At 40.6% G+C, this 19,148-nt stretch carries 15 protein-coding genes and 1 pseudogene; all 16 read left to right on the forward strand.

Annotated elements, in window-relative coordinates:
• Positions 1-282 precede the first annotated feature (282 nt).
• The 16 genes and pseudogenes from rpsB to rbfA all read left to right on the forward strand — a co-directional run bounded on the left by rpsB (position 283) and on the right by rbfA (position 19,090).
• On the forward strand, positions 283-1,065 hold the full coding sequence (gene rpsB, locus CUS89_RS12805) for a 30S ribosomal protein S2 (RefSeq protein WP_010735184.1): 783 nt from the start codon (positions 283-285) through the stop codon (positions 1,063-1,065).
• Positions 1,066-1,167: 102 nt separating this feature from the next.
• Positions 1,168-2,049, forward strand: a complete 882-nt coding sequence (tsf, locus tag CUS89_RS12810; protein ID WP_104872409.1) for a translation elongation factor Ts — start codon at positions 1,168-1,170, stop codon at positions 2,047-2,049.
• A 234-nt stretch (positions 2,050-2,283) separates the two neighbouring features.
• Positions 2,284-3,006, forward strand: a complete 723-nt coding sequence (pyrH, locus tag CUS89_RS12815; RefSeq protein ID WP_010735186.1) for a UMP kinase — start codon at positions 2,284-2,286, stop codon at positions 3,004-3,006.
• Between the two features lie 3 nt (positions 3,007-3,009).
• Positions 3,010-3,567: a ribosome recycling factor gene (gene frr, locus CUS89_RS12820; protein ID WP_065095887.1), complete on the forward strand. Its 558-nt coding sequence runs from the start codon at positions 3,010-3,012 to the stop codon at positions 3,565-3,567.
• Between the two features lie 180 nt (positions 3,568-3,747).
• Complete coding sequence (locus CUS89_RS12825; protein WP_104872410.1) at positions 3,748-4,554, forward strand: isoprenyl transferase; 807 nt, start codon at positions 3,748-3,750, stop codon at positions 4,552-4,554.
• Positions 4,551-5,351 carry a phosphatidate cytidylyltransferase gene (locus CUS89_RS12830; protein ID WP_104872411.1) on the forward strand — a complete coding sequence of 267 codons (801 nt, stop codon included), beginning with the start codon at positions 4,551-4,553 and terminating at the stop codon, positions 5,349-5,351. The genes CUS89_RS12825 and CUS89_RS12830 overlap by 4 nt, the downstream gene beginning before the upstream one ends.
• 200 nt (positions 5,352-5,551) lie before the next feature.
• Positions 5,552-6,820, forward strand: a complete 1,269-nt coding sequence (rseP, locus tag CUS89_RS12835) for an RIP metalloprotease RseP (RefSeq protein ID WP_062805088.1) — start codon at positions 5,552-5,554, stop codon at positions 6,818-6,820.
• A gap of 58 nt (positions 6,821-6,878) precedes the next feature.
• Positions 6,879-8,588, forward strand: coding sequence for a proline--tRNA ligase (locus tag CUS89_RS12840; RefSeq protein ID WP_104872412.1), 1,710 nt, complete (start codon positions 6,879-6,881; stop codon positions 8,586-8,588).
• A 759-nt stretch (positions 8,589-9,347) separates the two neighbouring features.
• Complete coding sequence (locus CUS89_RS12845) at positions 9,348-13,700, forward strand: PolC-type DNA polymerase III (protein WP_104872413.1); 4,353 nt, start codon at positions 9,348-9,350, stop codon at positions 13,698-13,700.
• 205 nt (positions 13,701-13,905) lie between these two features.
• Positions 13,906-14,379 carry a ribosome maturation factor RimP gene (rimP, locus tag CUS89_RS12850; protein WP_019723219.1) on the forward strand — a complete coding sequence of 158 codons (474 nt, stop codon included), beginning with the start codon at positions 13,906-13,908 and terminating at the stop codon, positions 14,377-14,379.
• Between the two features lie 21 nt (positions 14,380-14,400).
• Complete coding sequence (nusA, locus tag CUS89_RS12855; RefSeq protein WP_104872414.1) at positions 14,401-15,588, forward strand: transcription termination factor NusA; 1,188 nt, start codon at positions 14,401-14,403, stop codon at positions 15,586-15,588.
• 23 nt (positions 15,589-15,611) lie between these two features.
• The gene (gene rnpM / locus CUS89_RS12860; protein WP_010735195.1) at positions 15,612-15,905 is read left to right on the forward strand and encodes an RNase P modulator RnpM; all 294 of its coding nucleotides are present in this window, start codon (positions 15,612-15,614) and stop codon (positions 15,903-15,905) included.
• The gene (locus CUS89_RS12865; RefSeq protein WP_010735196.1) at positions 15,902-16,213 is read left to right on the forward strand and encodes a YlxQ-related RNA-binding protein; all 312 of its coding nucleotides are present in this window, start codon (positions 15,902-15,904) and stop codon (positions 16,211-16,213) included. The genes rnpM and CUS89_RS12865 overlap by 4 nt, the downstream gene beginning before the upstream one ends.
• Before the next feature lie 12 nt (positions 16,214-16,225).
• Positions 16,226-16,318: pseudogene (locus CUS89_RS16625) on the forward strand (translation initiation factor IF-2 N-terminal domain-containing protein); the annotation flags it as partial.
• A gap of 9 nt (positions 16,319-16,327) precedes the next feature.
• Positions 16,328-18,718, forward strand: coding sequence for a translation initiation factor IF-2 (gene infB, locus CUS89_RS12870; protein WP_445610455.1), 2,391 nt, complete (start codon positions 16,328-16,330; stop codon positions 18,716-18,718).
• Between the two features lie 24 nt (positions 18,719-18,742).
• Positions 18,743-19,090, forward strand: a complete 348-nt coding sequence (gene rbfA, locus CUS89_RS12875) for a 30S ribosome-binding factor RbfA (RefSeq protein ID WP_010735198.1) — start codon at positions 18,743-18,745, stop codon at positions 19,088-19,090.
• Positions 19,091-19,148 lie beyond the last annotated feature (58 nt).

The following is a 19,148-nucleotide window of genomic DNA, read 5'->3' on the forward strand; positions in this document are numbered from 1 at the left end:
TCACGAACTGCTTATAAAAAAACACGGAAAGAAACTGAAATGATGTGAGTGAGAAAAAGAAGAGACAAAAAAATAAGCAAGTTGATTTTTTTTCTTGAAATTTAGGTCCAATTCAGTTAAACTATTGAATGTTGAGCAGAAAAAGATTACTTTGGTGTATCTGACATCTCTACTCAATAAATCCACATTCTTGTTGGATCGTTGGTCGGTGCTTGAAAAAGTTGGCTAGCGAGTTGGAAGACAAGAAGAGGGAAAATAAAAACCAAATCGGAGGAAACAAACATGGCAGTAATTTCAATGAAACAATTACTAGAAGCCGGCGTACACTTTGGTCACCAAACTCGTCGCTGGAACCCAAAAATGAAGAAATACATCTTCACAGAAAGAAACGGAATCTACATTATTGACTTGCAAAAAACAGTTAAATTAGTAGATGCAGCTTACGATTACATGAAGAGCGTAGCAGAAGAAGGCGGCGTTGCTTTATTCGTAGGTACGAAAAAACAAGCACAAGAAGCAATCAAAGATGAAGCAACTCGTGCTGGACAATACTTTGTAAACCACCGTTGGTTAGGTGGAACATTGACAAACTGGGATACGATCCAAAAACGTATCGCTCGTTTGAAACAAATCAATGCAATGGAAGAAGATGGAACTTTTGCAGTTCTACCTAAAAAAGAAGTTGCTGGTTTGAACAAACAACGTGAACGTCTTGAAAAATTCTTAGGTGGTATCGCTGATATGCCAAGAATCCCAGATGTAATGTACATCGTTGACCCACGTAAAGAACGCATTGCCGTTCAAGAAGCACACAAATTGAATATCCCAATCGTAGCAATGGTTGATACAAACTGCGATCCAGATGAGATCGATGTAGTTATCCCATCAAACGACGACGCGATCCGTGCCGTTAAATTGATTACTTCAAAAATGGCTGATGCTTTCATCGAAGGAAATCAAGGGGAAGATCAAGTAGTTGAAGAAGATTTTTCAGCAGAAAACACAGCGACTTCAATCGAAGAAATCGTTGATGTTGTTGAAGGCGACAACTCTTCAGCAGAATAATTTTTAAATGATGGAGCTGTTTCAAAGGCTAGGCGACAAGCCTCACTCTCCTTTGAAACAGCTTTTTTTAAAGAAAAAGCACACAACTAGGAGGAAGTAAAAATGGCAGACGTTACAGCTAAAATGGTAAAAGAACTACGCGATATGACTGGCGTAGGGATGATGGATGCGAAAAAAGCATTGGTTGAAGTTGAAGGTGACATTGAAAAAGCAGTAGATCTTTTACGTGAAAAAGGAATGGCAAAAGCTGCGAAGAAAAACGATCGTATCGCCGCTGAAGGTCTTGCTTCAGTTGCAGTGAAAGGTAACGCTGCAGCAATCGTTGAAGTAAACTCAGAAACAGACTTCGTTTCTAAAAACGAAATGTTCCAAGACTTAGTAAAAGAAATCGCTGAACTAGTTGCTGAAAACAAACCAGCTGACATGGATGAAGCAATGAAAATCAAAACATCAAAAGGAACAGTTGAATCTGACTTGATCGAAGCAACACAAGTTATCGGAGAAAAAATCAGCTTCCGTCGTTTTGAAGTAATCGAAAAAGATGACAACGCTGCATTTGGTGGTTACCTACACATGGGTGGACGTATTGCTGTATTAGCTGTTTTAGAAGGAACAACTGACGAAACAGTAGCTAGAGACGTAGCTATGCACGTAGCAGCGATCAACCCTCGTTATGTAAACGAAACACAAATCCCTGAAGCTGAATTAGACCACGAACGTACAGTCTTGACTGAACAAGCGTTGAACGAAGGCAAACCAGCGAACATCGTTGAAAAAATGGTTGAAGGACGCTTGAACAAATTCAAAGCTGAAATCGCATTGGTTGACCAACCATTCGTTAAAGATCCTGATATGACTGTTGAAAAATATGTTGCTTCTAAAGGCGCAACTGTGAAAACATTCGTCCGCTTTGAAGTCGGCGAAGGTATCGAAAAACGTGAAGATAACTTTGTAGAAGAAGTAATGAACCAAGTGAAAAAATAATCCAGTTTACGGACTTGATTAATGGTACGATGTTTGGTCCAAAGAAAATGAAGATCATACTGCGTTTTCTTTGTGACCACATCGGTTCCATCGCTTATTTGAATGAAATGAGGAGCAGCGACATTCGTCACAGCTCTTTTTTTTAGGGCAAGAGATATCAAGATCATAGGTATTTTCGTGCCTAAACTATCTGGATATGGTAGAATGTCAATAGAAAATATTGGAGGAATGAACATGGTCACACCAAAATATCAGCGTGTCGTCTTAAAATTAAGTGGAGAAGCTTTAGCTGGAGATGAAGGGTTTGGAATCAAACCACCAGTTATCAAAGAAATCATCCAAGAAATCAAAGAAGTCCACGAGTTAGGCGTTGAGATGGCAATTGTTGTCGGCGGTGGAAATATCTGGCGCGGTCAAATTGGCGCACAAATGGGGATGGAACGTGCACAAGCAGATTACATGGGCATGTTAGCAACTGTAATGAATGCTTTAGCATTACAAGATACATTAGAAAATGTTGGTGTTCCTACACGCGTCCAAACTTCAATTGAAATGCGACAAATCGCAGAACCATATATTCGTCGTAAAGCAGAGCGTCATTTAGAAAAAGGGCGTATCGTGATTTTTGCCGGTGGTACTGGAAACCCTTATTTTTCTACAGATACAACTGCGGCATTACGCGCAGCTGAAATTGGCGCTGATGTTATTTTAATGGCTAAGAACAATGTTGACGGTGTTTATTCTGCCGATCCAAAAATCGATTCAACAGCAGTGAAATTCGATGAATTGACACATATGGAAGTCATTGCAAAAGGATTACAAGTAATGGATTCAACGGCTAGTTCATTGAGTATGGACAATGATATTCCGTTGCTTGTGTTCAATCTTAATGAACATGGAAACATTCGCCGAGCAATCTTAGGTGAAAATATTGGAACAACCGTAAGGGGGAAATAAACAATGGCAGATGCAATTATGACAGAAGCAAAAGACAAGATGCAAAAAGCAGCACAAAATCTACAACGTGAACTTGGACAGATCCGTGCCGGTCGTGCGAATGCGAGCTTATTAGATCGTATCACTGTTAATTATTATGGCGCACCAACACCATTGAACCAATTAGCATCGATCCAGATCCCAGAAGCAAGAGTATTGATGATCACACCATTCGATAAAAGTGTGCTTCAAGACATTGAAAAATCGATCATGGCAAGCGACATCGGTATCAGCCCGACAAATGACGGAAATGTGATTCGCTTAGTCATTCCTCAGTTAACAGAAGAACGTCGGAAAGAATTAGCAAAAGACGTGAAAAAAGAAGCTGAAAATGCGAAAATCGCTGTTCGTAACATTCGTCGCGATGCAATCGATGAATACAAAAAACAACAAAAAAATGGCGATATCACAGAAGATGATTTGCGCGACTTAGAAAAAGAAGTGCAAACTTTGACAGATAACAGTATCAAAGAAGTGGATAATATTGCTGCAGACAAAGAAAAAGAATTGCTTGAAGTATAAGAATCAATAAAAACAGGTGGACAGTGAGAAGTGCTGTCTCCTGTTTTTTGCTTTTTGACTAAGAAAAACTAAAAAATCTTTTGAATTTGCGTAAAAAAAGGGCTATACCATAGGAAATAACGATAGATATTGCTATAATGGTAAAGATAGTTGTAATTTTTTAGTATGGGAGGAAAAAGAATGTTACGTTTTTTTCCGCAAAAAAACAAATATATTCAAGAAAAAAGTGAGCACCATTTTGATGCGCAGAGGGATATCCCGAAACATATCGCCATCATCATGGATGGGAATGGTCGTTGGGCACAAAACCGTCGTCTTCCACGGGTAGCTGGACACAAAGAAGGCATGGAAACCGTTAAGAAAGTCACTAAAAAAGCTTCTCGACTTGGGGTGAAAGTATTAACACTCTATGCTTTTTCTACCGAAAATTGGAAACGTCCAAAAGATGAAGTCAATTTTTTGATGCAATTACCAGTAGACTTTTTTGATACGTTCGTCCCTGAGTTGATTGCTGAAAATGTCAAGGTACAGGTGATGGGCTATGAAGAACTTTTGCCGGAGCATACGCAAGATGCAGTACGCCGTGCCATTGAACAAACCAAAGAAAATACGGGGATGATCCTAAACTTTGCATTGAATTATGGTAGTCGGGCAGAAATCATCTCTGCAGTCAAAGCAATCAGTGAACAAGTAAAAGAAAACGATCTTTCTACGGAAGACATCAACGAGGAGATGATCGCGGATCATTTGATGACCGGTTTCTTACCTCCGGAACTTCGCGATCCAGGATTAGTCATCCGGACAAGTGGCGAAGAACGGATCAGTAATTTCTTATTGTGGCAGATTGCTTATAGTGAATTATATTTTTCAAAAGCCTTATGGCCAGATTTTGACGGCGCTCATTTAGAAGAAGCAATCGCTTCTTATCAGCATCGAGACCGTCGTTTTGGTGGCGTAAAAAGTGTAGATAAAGGAGAACAATCATGAAACAACGTGTGATCACTGCGGTCGTAGCATTGGCATTATTTATTCCGATCATTTGGATCGGAGGAATTGGTCTTGAGCTAGTAGCGGCTTTGTTAGCAGTAGTTGGTGTCTATGAACTTTTTCGTATGAAAGGATTGACACTATTAAGTTTTGAAGGAGTTCTTTCTGCCATCGGTGCAGTTTTTCTTGTCTTGCCGAAAGAGCGTTGGTTTTTCTTTCTACCTGAACAAACAAATGAATTTATGTTGTTTTATTTGACTGTGATGATCCTATTGGGTGCCGCTGTCTTCTCAAAAAATATGTATACGATCGATGAAGCTGGATTTCCAGTTGTTACTAGTTTATATGTTGGTTTTGGTTTTCAAAACTTTGTTAGTGCGCGTACAGAGGGAATCAATGTGTTGCTTTTTGGTTTATTCATCGTTTGGGCAACCGATATTGGCGCATATCTAGTCGGTAGACGTTTTGGTAAGCGTAAGCTATGGCCAGACATCTCACCCAATAAAACGATTGAAGGTGCATTGGGAGGCATAGGTAGTGCGTTAGTTGTTGCCTTACTGTATTTCTTACTTTATCCGCCACAAGAATTGTTTGGACATGGCTTATTCGTCATGTTACTCCTAACGATCGTTTTATCGATCGTCGGACAATTTGGCGATCTAGTAGAGTCGGCGATTAAACGCCACTACGAGGTCAAAGATTCAGGGAACATTTTACCTGGACATGGTGGGATCTTAGATCGATTCGATAGTCTATTGTTCGTCTTTCCTGTCATGTACTTGTTTGGATTGATATAAATAAAAATTCTGTAAAAGAAGCTTCCGAAGCCAAAAGTTTTTCGTCCGTCAATAAGACACGATCGGTGAGGAGATTCTTTACAGGATTTTTATTTTTTACATGTTAATCGGTGCTTGGTGAAGTGTCGATAATATGGTAAAATTAAGTAGTTTTATTTTTAACTGAATAAAAAATAATGATAAATGTAAAGGAGAATAGGATGAGAACAATTATCACGTTCATTATCGTTTTTGGCATCTTAGTGATCGTACATGAATTTGGCCATTTCTTCTTTGCGAAACGATCAGGAATCCTAGTTCGCGAGTTTGCGATTGGCATGGGACCTAAAATCTACGGTCATCAAGCAAAAGACGGCACGACTTATACATTGCGTTTGTTACCGATCGGTGGCTATGTGAGAATGGCTGGGAATGGGGACGACGAAACAGAAATGGCCCCAGGAATGCCGTTATCACTCTTGATGGATTCAGATCATGTCGTAAAGAAAATCAATTTAAGCAAAAAAATCCAATTGACCAATGCGATCCCGATGGAATTGATCCGTTATGATCTTGATGAAGCACTCACGATCACAGGTTATGTGAATGGTGATGAAACGCAAGAAGTAACGTATGCAGTGGATCACGATGCTTCGATCATCGAGGCGGATGGGACTGAATTGAGGATCGCACCGAGAGATGTGCAGTTCCAATCAGCAAAATTATGGCAACGAATGTTGACTAACTTTGCGGGTCCAATGAATAATTTTATTTTAGCGATTCTATTATTCATCGTATTAGCATTCATGCAAGGCGGTGTGACAGTCACAAATACCAACCAAATCGGTGTTGTTACGCCAGATGGAGCTGCGGCTGCAGCCGGACTGAAAGAAAATGATGAAATTCTTTCAGTAGAGGGGAAATCGATCCAAACCTGGAATGATCTGACAGCGATCATTACTGAAAATCCAGATAAACCACTTGATTTTGAAGTTGAACGAAATGGACAGGTTTCTTCTGTTGAAGTGACACCGAAAGCAATTGAGTCGAATGGTGAAAAAATTGGTCAACTTGGGATACAAGCGCCAATGAAAACTGGCTTCTTCGATAAGATCATCGGTGGAACACAACGTGCATTTAGTAGCTCTTTGGAAATATTCAAAGCATTAGGTTCATTATTTACCGGCTTTAGCTTGGACAAATTAGGTGGACCGGTGATGATGTTCCAATTATCTTCTGAGGCAGCGAATCAAGGGATCATGACAGTCATTGGTTTAATGGCGATCTTATCCATGAATTTAGGGATCGTCAATTTATTACCGATCCCAGCATTAGATGGTGGAAAACTAGTTTTGAATATTTTTGAAGGTGTCCGTGGTAAACCACTTAGTCAGGAAAAAGAAGGCGTTTTGACGCTCGTTGGTTTTGGCTTCCTGATGCTATTGATGGTATTAGTGACATGGAATGACATTCAACGATTCTTTTTCTAGAAAAAGTAGGGTATAATGACATGCGTTAGATTATTTGAGGAATAAAGGAGTTTATATAATGAGACAATCAAAAATGTTGATTCCAACATTAAGAGAAGTTCCAAATGATGCGGAAGTATTAAGTCATCAAATCTTACTACGTGCCGGTTACATTCGTCAGGTTTCAGCTGGGATCTATTCTTACTTACCACTTGCAAATCGTGTATTAGAAAAATTAAAAACGATCATGCGCGAAGAATTTGAAAAAATCGGCGCAGTAGAAATGTTGATGCCAGCGATTCTACCTGCTGAGTTATGGCAAGAATCTGGTCGTTATGAGACATACGGTCCCAACTTATACCGCTTGAATGATCGCAACGATCGTCAGATGATCTTAGGACCAACACATGAAGAAACATTTACAGAATTGATCCGTGATGAAGTCAATTCATACAAAAAATTACCTTTGAATCTTTATCAGATCCAAGCAAAATACCGTGACGAAAAACGTCCTCGTTTCGGACTATTACGTGGACGCGAATTTATCATGAAAGATGCTTATTCTTTCCATGCGTCTCAAGAGAGTTTGGATGAAACATACAAAGATTACGAAAAAGCTTATACAGAGATCTTTAAGCGTTGTGGTCTAGAGTTCCGCGCGATCATCGGTGACGGTGGTGCGATGGGTGGAAAAGACTCAAAAGAATTTATGGCGATTTCAGAAATTGGTGAAGACACCATTTGTTATTCAACAGAAAGTGACTATGCAGCAAACCTAGAGATGGCGACGAGCTACTATGTGCCAAAAAAATCTCATGAAATACAATTGGAAATGGAAAAGAAAGAAACACCAGATGTGAAAACCATCGAAGAGGTTGCAGCTTTCTTTGACGTTCAACCACAAAAAATCATTAAATCTGTACTCTTCACAGCAGATGAGCAGCCTGTTTTAGTTTTAGTTCGAGGCGATCATGAAGTCAATGATGTGAAATTGAAAAACTTCTTAGGTGCAGATTTCTTAGAAGAAGCAACAGAGGAAGAAGCGAAAAACTATTTAGGCGCTGATTTTGGATCAGTTGGACCAATCGGAGTGTCTGAAGAAGTCAAAGTTTATGCGGATCGTCACGTACAAGATCTGGCAAACGCAATTGCGGGAGCGAATGAAACTGGCTACCATTATATCAATGTCAATCCAGAACGTGATTTCAATGTCCTAGCATATGAAGACTTACGCTTTGTCCAAGAAGGCGATCCTTCGCCAGATAATAATGGCGTATTAGCTTTCACTCGAGGAATCGAGATCGGGCATATCTTCAAACTAGGTACACGTTATAGTGAATCGATGGGCGCTACTGTTCTTGATGAAAATGGTCGTGAAAAACACGTGATCATGGGTTGCTATGGTATCGGTGTGAGCCGTCTGCTTTCAGCAATCGTTGAACAAAATGCAGACGAAAACGGTATTCACTGGCCAAAAGGCATTGCACCATTTGATCTACATGTCGTACAAATGAACTTAAAAGATGAGTTCCAAACGAACTTGACGAATGAAGTGGAAAAAGCAATGAACGAAGCTGGTTATCAAGTACTTGTTGATGATCGCAATGAGCGTGCAGGTGTTAAGTTTGCTGATTCTGACTTGATCGGATGTCCAATCCGTATCACCGTCGGTAAAAAAGCAGTAGATGGCATCGTTGAAGTGAAAATCAAAAAAACAGGCGAAATGGTCGAAGTTCGGAAAGAAGAACTTGTGAATACATTACCGATTTTATTGAATCAAGGCGAATAAACAGAGTGGAAAAGTCGTATCAGTCTTTTAGAAGACGGAAGCGACTTTTTCATTTCCTTTGGTGATTGGGATAAAGGGTGTTCGAAAGCTAACTTCTGCAATAGTAAGTCGAAACGTGAAAAAAATGAGTAGCTATTTTCCTACGCTCTGCTTTACTAACTCGGAGTTGCCCAGCTTTCTCACAACCTGATAAACGGTGTTCGAAAAGCTAACCTTCAACATTAAGCTAAAAAATCAAAAAATATGAAAAGCTATTTTCTGATTTTTCATCTTACTGTTCAGGTCAAAGCGCTTTTCTCACAACCTGATGAACGGTGTTCAAGAAGCAACACTTCAATAATAAGCCAAAAAAATCAAAAATGAAAAAGCCATTTTCGATTTTTCTGTCTTATTACTCAGTGCTGACCGCTTCTTTCACAACCTGATAAACGGTGTTCGGAAGCTAACTCCTACGATATTAAGCCAAAATTTGAAAAAATATGAGAAGCTATTTTCTCAAATTCTTTCTTAATACTCGGAGTTGCCCAGCTTTCTCACAACCTGATAAACGGTGTTCGAAAAGCTAACCTTCAACATTAAGCTAAAAAATCAAAAAATATGAAAAGCTATTTTCTGATTTTTCATCTTACTGCTCAGGTCAAAGCGCTTTTCTCACAACCTTAATGAAAATTTCCCCAAAAAGGGTTATACTAAATAGTATTGAAAAGTAAGGGTCGGAAATGGAATGATTTCTGGTCTTGACAGAAAGGGCGTATATTTTTGTCAGAAAAACGAGAGTTATTTGAGAAATTATTGGAGCAGATCCAATTAGAAGAAACTGAAAAAGCACATCCGCTTATTTCTGCTGGTGAAATGGAACAGGTGGTGGTCCATCGTAAATCTCGTCTGTGGGAGTTTACGTTACGTTTTCCAGCTATTTTGCCTGTGATGCTTTATCGCTCGTTGGTGCAGCATGTCATGCTTGCTTTCAAAGAGATTGCTGAGGTGAAGATCACAGTTCAAGCGGCGGATCAAACATTCGATGAACAACTCTTACAAGATTATTGGTCGCAAGCACTGGAAAGTCAGCAATGCGATACGCCTTTAGTACAAAAGGTATTAAAGACGCAAGTACCAACGATCAAAGATCATAAGGTGATTTTGCCTGTTGATGGTGAGGGAGCGATTGGCTATCTTAAACAACAATATCTGCCATTAGTAGAACAGTTATTTGTCAGTTACGGCTTTCCTAAGTTTCGGATCGAACCAGAAGTTGATGAGCAACAAGCAGAAAGAGTCCTAAAGCTTTTTGAAGAAAGACGACAAGAACAGGCAGAGGCGTTTATGAAACAAGCGGCTGAAAGCTTGATTGTCCATGAACAAAAGAAAAAAGAGCGCAAAGAGCAATTGCCAGCGCTTGACGGTCCGATCCAACTAGGTAGAAATATCCCGAACGATGAGCCTATCACACCGATGATCAATATTTTGGAAGAGGAACGCCGAGTAACGATCGAAGGCTACGTGTTCGATAAAGAAGTACGCGAGCTTCGTTCCAAACGTAAAATTTTGACATTGAAGATCACAGATTACACTTCTTCATTTATCGTCAAAAAGTTTTCAAATAATGAAAAAGATGAACAAATCTTTGAAGCAATAAGTACGGGTAGTTGGTTGAAAGTTCGTGGGAGTGTCCAAGAAGACACGTTTGTTCGTGACCTAGTGATGAATGCCCAAGACATTTTAGAAGTCAAACATGCACCACGTAAAGATTATTCTCCTGAAGGGGAAAAGCGTGTCGAATTACATCTTCATAGTAATATGAGTACCATGGATGCGACGAATAATATTGCAGATCTTGTGGCACAAGCAGGTAAGTGGGGGCATAAAGCAATTGCAATCACTGACCATGGCGGTGCACAAGCATTTCCAGAGGCACATAGTGCGGGGAAAAAAGCTGGTGTGAAGATCTTGTATGGTGTCGAAGCGAATGTGGTCGATGATGGGGTACCGATTGCGTATAATGACGCCCATGATTCATTGAGTGAATCTACTTATGTCGTGTTTGACGTGGAGACAACAGGTTTGTCTGCTGTTTATGATACGATCATCGAGCTAGCTGCTGTTAAGATGTACAAAGGAAATGTCATCGAAAGTTTTGATGAATTTATCGACCCTGGACATCCCTTATCACGAACAACGATTGATTTGACAGGGATCACGGATGAAATGGTCCGCGGTTCAAAATCAGAAGAAGAAGTTTTACGCTTATTTTTAGAATTCTCAAAAGATGCGATCTTGGTCGCCCATAATGCGGCATTCGATATGGGATTCTTGAATACAAGTTATGCCAAATACAACATCCCAGAAGCAGCCAATCCAGTTATAGATACCTTAGAATTAGCTCGTTATTTATATCCACAATTCAAACGGTTTGGTTTAGGTGTGCTATCCAAAAAATTCGGAGTTAGCTTGGAACAGCATCACCGCGCGATCTATGATGCGGAAGCAACCGGACATCTGGCTTGGATATTTATCAAAGAAGCGATGGAAAACCACGAAATGTATTATCACGATCAGTTGAATGCCCATGTAGGTGAGGGTGATTCTTACAAACGGGCGCGACCTTTCCATGTCACATTATTGGCTAAAAACCAAGCTGGATTAAAAGACTTGTTCAAATTGATCTCGATGTCAAACGTTGATTATTTTGAACGTGTGCCACGAATCCCTCGGTCACAACTGAAAAAATTCCGACAAGACCTATTAGTTGGCTCTGCCTGTGACAAAGGTGAGATTTTTGAAGCCATGATGCAAAAAGGGGTAGAAGAAGCACGTAACCGCGCGAAGTTCTATGACTATATCGAAGTCATGCCTAAAGCTGTCTATGCACCACTCCTGGAGCAAGAGCTTGTCAAAAATGAACATGATCTAGAAGAAATCATCCGTAACTTAGTAGAAATCGGCAAATCATTGGATAAAATCGTTGTAGCGACAGGAAATGTCCACTATCTAAATGAAGAAGATGCGATCTACCGTAAAATCTTGGTCAATTCGATGGGGGGAGCCAATCCATTGAATCGTCATAGTCTGCCTGAAGTGCATTTCAGAACGACGGATGAGATGCTGACTGCATTCACCTTCTTAGGTACAGATTTAGCAAAAGAAATCGTGGTAGAAAATACCAATAAGATTGCGGATATCTGTGAAGAGGTCGTGCCAGTTAAAGATGAGTTGTATACGCCTAAAATCCCTGGGTCGGAAGATGAAATCACGGATCTAAGTTATACGAAGGCAAAACAAATGTATGGTGATCCATTACCGGATATCGTAGAAAAGCGTCTGAAAAAAGAACTGGATTCGATCAATGGTAATGGCTTCTCAGTGATTTATTTGATTTCGCAGAAGTTAGTGCATAAAAGTAATGAAGATGGCTATTTAGTTGGTTCGCGTGGTTCTGTCGGCTCTAGTTTCGTCGCAACCATGACCGGGATCACAGAGGTCAATCCATTGGCACCCCATTACTATTGCCCAGAGTGTCAGTATTCGGAATTTTATGAAGATGGAACTTATGGTTCAGGATTTGATATGCCTGAGAAAAAATGTCCAAAATGCGGCACTCGTTTAAACAAAGATGGGCATGATATTCCGTTTGAAACATTCTTAGGTTTCCATGGCGATAAAGTACCCGATATCGATTTGAACTTCTCAGGGGATTATCAAGCAGAAGCCCATCATTATACGAAAGTATTGTTTGGTGAAGAATATGTCTATCGTGCTGGAACAATCGGTACCGTTGCGGATAAGACAGCGTATGGATTTGTTAAAGGGTTTGAACGTGATCATAATTTGCATTACCGAAGCGCCGAAGTGGATCGCTTAGCCAAAGGTGCTACTGGAGTCAAGCGGACGACTGGTCAGCATCCAGGGGGGATCATTGTTATCCCCGATTATATGGATGTATATGACTTCACGCCGATCCAATATCCGGCAGACGATCAGAATTCAGAATGGAAAACGACCCACTTTGATTTCCACTCGATCCATGACAATGTTTTGAAACTTGATATCCTGGGACACGATGATCCAACGGTGATCCGGATGTTGCAAGATTTATCCGGGATTGATCCACAAACGATCCCAACGGATGATCCGGAAGTGATGCGGATCTTTTCTGGTCCCGAAGTCTTGGGAGTCACACAAGAACAGATTTATTCTAAAACAGGTACATTAGGGATACCGGAATTTGGGACACGTTTCGTTCGTGGGATGTTAGAGGAAACACACCCAACGACTTTTGCGGAATTATTGCAGATCTCTGGTCTTTCTCATGGTACGGATGTTTGGTTAGGTAACGCAGAGGAATTGATCAAACGTGGGGATGCGACGCTGGCTGAAGTAATCGGCTGTCGTGATGATATCATGGTTTATTTGATCCATGCTGGCTTAGATAGTGGGATGGCGTTCAAAATCATGGAGACGGTGCGTAAAGGATTATGGAATAAGATCCCTGACGAATTGCGTGAAACGTATTTGACCGCAATGAAAGAAAATAATGTACCTGACTGGTACATTGATTCTTGTTCGAAGATCAAATACATGTTCCCGAAAGCCCATGCGGCTGCTTATGTCTTGATGGCGCTACGGGTTGCGTATTTCAAAGTTTATTTCCCGATATTGTATTACTGTGCTTATTTCTCTGTTCGTGCGGATGACTTTAATCTTGTTGCTATGTGCAAAGGAAAAGAAGCGGTCAAAGAAGCCATGAAAGAAATCACGGATAAAGGGTTAGATGCTTCTGTGAAAGAAAAGAATCAGTTGACGGTTTTAGAGTTAGCTAACGAAATGTTGGAACGTGGGTTGAAATTTGGGATGATCGATTTATATAAATCTGACGCAGTAAACTTTGTGATCGAAGGGGATACGCTGATTGCGCCATTCCGCGCGGTACCAAGTTTAGGGGCCAACGTAGCGAAACAAATCGTCGAAGCGAGAAAAGATGGTCCTTTCTTATCCAAAGAAGACTTGGCAACTCGTGGGAAAGTCTCAAAAACGTTGATCGAGTATATGACAGAAAATGGTGTCTTGAAAGATTTACCCGACGAAAACCAATTATCGTTATTTGATATGTTATAAAAGTCAATGCAAGAAATGAAAATGAATCAAAATGAAAGCAAAGACTAGTAATGCTCGCTGCAAGTTGCATCTAACGATATGGCTTGTCATTTAGAGTAATTTATGTTATAGTTATTTAAGGTAATGATACTAACTGTGAGTGAGCGGAATTTTCGCTCACTCTTTTTAATGGAATTACGGATCTAATTTTAAGGAGGCGAAATCTTTGAGTAGCGTCGTTGAAACAGTCACAGAAATGGTGACACCGATCTTAGATGAACAAAAGTTTGAGCTAGTGGAAGTAGAATTTGTCAAAGAAGGAAAAAACTGGTTTTTACGGGTGTTTATAGATAAAGAAGGCGGAATCGACATTGAAGAATGCGCATTTGTCAGTGAAAAATTAAGTGAAAAACTTGATACGACAGAGCCAGACCCGATACCACAAGCATATTTCCTAGAGGTATCATCTCCAGGCGCAGAACGCCCTTTGAAAAAAGAGGCAGATTATGAAAAAGCACGAGGAGAGTATATCCATGTGTCTTTATATCAACCAGTTGACGGAGAAAAACAATACGAAGGGTTTCTCCAATCATTTGATGCTGAACAGCTTACATTGAAGATACGCATAAAGACACGGGAAAAAGAAATTGTTTTTGACCGTAAGAATATTGCCAAAGCTCGCTTAGCAATCCAATTTTAATCACGGAGAGGAAACAGAAGAATGAGTAAAGAAATGTTGAACGCGTTAGATGCTTTAGAGGCTGAAAAAGGAATCTCAAAAGAAATCGTGATCGACGCTTTAGAAGCTGCGTTAGTTTCTGCATACAAACGCCATTACGGGCAAGCACAAAACGTAGAAGTAGAATTTGAACAAAAAAAAGGCAAGATCCATGTCTATGCAGTGAAAGAAGTCACCGAAGAAGTGATGGACTCACAATTAGAAGTATCTTTGAAAGACGCCTTGTTGATCAATCCTGCTTACGAGATCGGTGACAAGATCCGTTTTGAAGTCACACCAAAAGATTTCGGCCGTATCGCTGCCCAAACAGCGAAGCAAGTCATCTTGCAACGTGTACGTGAAGCAGAACGCACGATCATCTATAACGAATTCAGTGCTTATGAAAAAGACATTATGCAAGGGATCGTTGAACGTCAAGACAAACGTTATATCTATGTCAATTTAGGTAAAATCGAAGCGGTACTATCAAAACAAGACCAAATGCCAAATGAATTCTATCAACCACATGATCGTATCAAAGTATATGTATCTCGTGTTGAGAATACATCAAAAGGCCCTCAAGTCTTTGTTAGCCGTAGTCATCCTGATCTTTTGCGTCGCTTGTTCGAACAAGAAGTACCAGAAGTTTATGATGGACTTGTTGAAATCGTCAGCGTGGCTAGAGAAGCAGGTGATCGTTCAAAAGTGGCTGTCCGCTCAACTGATCCGAATATCGATGCTGTCGGCACTTGTGTCGGTCCTAAAGGCCAACGTGTCCAAGCAATCGTGAATGAATTGAAGGGTGAAAACATGGATATCGTCGAGTGGGATGAAGATCCTGCGGTGTTCATTGCGAACGCATTGAATCCTTCACAAGTCGTGGATGTCATTTTTGACGAACAAAATCCAAAAGCTTGTACGGTCGTTGTACCGGATTATCAATTGTCATTGGCAATCGGTAAACGCGGACAAAATGCGCGTCTAGCAGCCAAATTGACGAACCACAAAATCGACATCAAATCAGAGTCAGACATGACTGAATTCTATGAGAAAAAAGTTCAAGCAGAAGCAGCGATCTCTGAAGAATTACACGATGAAGCAATCATCCAATCAGATTTGACAGATGATGAATATCAAACAATCGCGTTTGAAGACGAAACAACTGAAGTAACTGAACAAGAAGAAATTTAACTGCTAGTGAAGGAGGCAAAGAGATGAAACAAAGGAAGATCCCTTTACGCAAATCTGTGGTTTCAGGTGAAATGAAACCAAAAAAAGAGATGATTCGTGTCACACGTTCAAAAGAAGGTGTGGTATCGATCGATCCTACTGGAAAAATGCCTGGACGAGGAGCGTATGTCTCACTTGAGCCGGAGGAAGTACAACAAGCTTGGGATAAACATCTCTTGGATCGTGTACTTGAAGCTAAGCTAACAGATGAATTTTATCAAGAACTATTAGATTACGTCACTCACCAAAAAGCCCGAAAAGAGCTATTTGGCGAATGAATGGAATGAATCGGCAAAAAGCCATGAATCTTATTGGTCTAGCGATGCGTGCAGGGAAAATGATCACAGGTGAAGAATTGACGATCGGAGACATCCGTCGCCAAAAAGCCAAAATCGTTTTCGTCGCAAGTGATGCCAGTGAGAATACCAGAAAAAAAATCAAAGATAAGAGTTCGTACTACGAAGTTCCTTGCTTTGAGCTGTTTTCTGAGGAAGAAATCACGCAGATGATCGGTAAACCTCGGAAAGTGATAGGAATCACGGACACCGGCTTTGCAAAAAAGGTCAAGGAGCTAATTGAAGGTTAGGAAGGTGATTGCATGGGCAATAAACGAATTTATGAACTAGCGAAAGAATGGAACAAGTCTAGTAAAGAGGTCGTTGATAAAGCGCAGAAACTTGGAATCGATGTGAAAAACCACATGGGTGCGGTCAGCACACAAGATGAAAAGAAACTGCAACAAGCGTTCAACCAACCACAGCAGAAAAAGCAACCAGTACAAAAAGCAAACCAAAAACCAGCCGGACAACAGCCAAGTAACCAAAAGAAAACAAACGAACCATCGAACCAACAAAAAAATAAAAGTAACCGCAACTATCAAGATCGCGGTCAAGGGAGCGGTCAAGTGAATCAAGGAAAAAACCAATCAACAAATCAGAATAAGAGTAATCAGACAGGTGGAAACAATCAAAACCGTCAAGGAAATACTCAAAACAATAATCAAAATCGCCAAGGAAACAACCAAGGCAGTAACCAAAACCGTCAGGGAACTACCCAAGGAAACAGCCAAGGTAGCAACCAAAACCGTCAGGGAACTACCCAAGGAAACAATCAAGGTAGCAACCAAAACCGCCAAGGCTCTACCCAAGGAAACACTCAGGGCAGTAACCAAAACCGTCAAGGAGCGAACCAAGGCGGTGGACAAAATAGAAACAACAACAATCGCGGCAAATTCAACAATAACAACCGCAATCGTTTCAACAAAAAAGGGAAAAAAGGCAAACAACAAACGTCAAACAAGCCAGCAGTCCCACCACGTAAATTCCGTGAGTTACCTGAAGTATTAGAATATACAGAAGGTATGAACGTTGCAGATATCGCGAAGAAAATTCATCGCGAACCAGCAGAGATCATCAAAAAATTATTTATGTTAGGTGTAATGGTCAACCAAAACCAAGCATTAGATAAAGATACGATCGAATTGTTAGCAACAGACTACGGTATGGAACCACAAGAAAAAATCCAAGTAGATATCGCGGATATCGACAAATTCTTTGAAGCGGATGAAGTGAATCCAGAAAAATTAGTTTCACGTCCGCCAGTTGTAACGATCATGGGTCACGTTGACCATGGGAAAACAACTTTACTAGATACTTTACGTCATTCACGTGTAACAAGCGGAGAAGCCGGTGGTATCACACAGCATATCGGTGCGTATCAAATCGATATCGATGGCAAACCAATCACATTCTTGGATACACCAGGACATGCTGCCTTTACAAGTATGCGTGCGCGTGGTGCAAGTATCACTGATATCACGATTTTAGTTGTTGCCGCAGATGATGGCGTAATGCCACAGACTGTAGAAGCGATCAACCATGCGAAAGCAGCTGGTGTCCCAATCATCGTTGCAGTCAACAAAATCGATAAACCAGGTGCAAATCCACAACATGTGATGCAAGAATTAAGTGAATATGAATTGATTCCTGAAGCATGGGGTGGCGAAACGATTTTTGTAGAAATCTCAGCGAAATTCGGTCAAAATATCGAAGAACTATTAGAAATGATTCTTTTAGTCGCTGAAGTGGAAGACTTAAAAGCTGATCCAACACAACGTGCGATCGGTACAGTGATCGAAGCACGACTAGACAAAGGAAAAGGTCCTGTGACAACATTACTTGTTCAACAAGGTTCATTGAATGTTGGAGACCCAATCGTTGTCGGAAACACTTACGGTCGTGTACGTGTAATGGTCAACGACTTAGGACGCCGTGAAAAAACAGCTGGACCAGCAACACCAGTTGAAATCACAGGATTGAATGATGTACCTCAAGCAGGCGATCGTTTTGTTGTCTTTGAAGACGAGAAAACAGCTCGTGCGGCGGGTGAAGAACGTGGCAAACGTGCGATGTTAGAACAACGTGCAGCAACTAGTCGTGTGACATTGGATAACTTGTTTGAAAGCTTAAAAGAAGGCGAATTAAAAGAAGTCAATGTCATCATCAAGGCTGACGTACAAGGTTCAGCAGAAGCTTTAGCTGCTTCATTGAAGAAGATCGACGTTGAAGGCGTACGTGTCAAGATCGTCCATTCAGCTGTTGGAGCAATCAATGAAAGTGATGTGACGCTTGCTGCGGCAAGTAATGCGATCATCATTGGTTTCAATGTTCGTCCGACACCACAAGCGAAAATCCAAGCAGATACAGAAGAAGTGGATATCCGTCTTCACCGTATCATCTACAAAGCCATCGAAGAAATCGAAACTGCGATGAAAGGGATGTTAGATCCTGAGTTTGAAGAGAAAATCACTGGTCAAATGACTGTCCGTGAAACCTTCAAAGTATCAAAAGTTGGAACGATCGCTGGTGCCTTTGTCACTGATGGTTACATTCGTCGTGATAGCGGTGTACGTGTCATTCGTGATGGCATCGTCATTTTCGAAGGACAATTAGCAAGCTTGAAACGCTTCAAAGACGATGTTAAAGAAGTGAAAATGGGCTTTGAATGTGGAGCAATGGTTGAGAAATTCAATGATCTTAAAGTAGACGATGTTATCGAAGGCTTTATCATGGAAGAAATCAAAGTCGACTAATTTAAAAAAAGGAGGCCGCTCAATATGGCTAACTATCGTGACCGCAGAGTCGGTCAAGAAATTTTAAAAGAAGTGAATGATATCTTACGCAAAAAGGTACGTGATCCACGTGTGGAAAACGTAACGATCACAGATGTGCATGTCACAGGTGATCTGCAACAAGCAACGATTTATTATAGCCTTTTATCTGACTTAGCCTCAGATAAGAAAAAAGCGCAAGAAGGGTTGAATAAAGCAAGTGGACTGATTCGTCGAGAATTAGGACATAACATGAGCATTTATAAAACACCTGAATTGACGTTTGAGCTAGACGAATCAGTTGTATATGGTAACCACATCGATGAATTATTGCGTAATTTAAACAAAGACTAATGTTCTGACGAGTTGACTCGTTCGTATCAATGGTCAATCAGAGGTCGGGACAGAAGTG

Source organism: Enterococcus mundtii, assembly GCF_002947535.1.
Classification (GTDB): Bacteria; Bacillota; Bacilli; order Lactobacillales; family Enterococcaceae; genus Enterococcus_B; species Enterococcus_B mundtii_B.